This window comes from Frateuria defendens, from assembly GCF_001182895.1.
Taxonomy (GTDB): domain Bacteria; phylum Pseudomonadota; class Gammaproteobacteria; order Xanthomonadales; family Rhodanobacteraceae; genus Frateuria_B; species Frateuria_B defendens.
The window spans coordinates 1-460 of the sequence record NZ_LFQR01000071.1 but is presented as its reverse complement, the minus strand read 5'-3'; the positions used below and the strand labels follow the sequence as shown (position 1 = coordinate 460).

The 460-nt window shown below is 67.4% G+C and carries 1 pseudogene; it reads right to left on the bottom strand.

The features are described 5' to 3' along the window. Positions 1–460: pseudogene (locus ACH65_RS20305) on the bottom strand (TonB-dependent receptor); the annotation flags it as partial.

Genomic DNA, 460 nt, shown 5'->3' with positions numbered 1-460 from the left:
CGTCGATGGCGCTGCGCAGCCTGCGCACGGTGGCCTTGGCGCCCCACACGAAGGCCGGGGTGATCTGCTGCTCCATGCCCAGGATGTACTCGTCCTGGAAGTGCGACTTCAGTCCCTTGGCCGCCACGGTGCGGGGATCCGGCGCCGCGCCGCATTCACGGTTGGACGACACGGCACCACCACTGTTCGGGCAGGCGAACTGGCTGCTCAGATCGACAGCGATCGGATTGAGGCCGGTCGGCGCGCCGGTACGGGGATCGACGCCGGTGTAGGTGAAGTACTGACTGGTGACGATCGAGCCGGAAGCGCCGCGCACCGCCGCGTCGTTCGGCAACGCCAGATGGTAACGGCCTGCGTTCGCGTACACCTTCAAGGTGGAATCGCCGAACACGTCCCACGACACGCCCAGGCGTGGCGCCAGTTGGTGGCGCTGGGCCACGTACTTCTTGCCGTCGCCGTT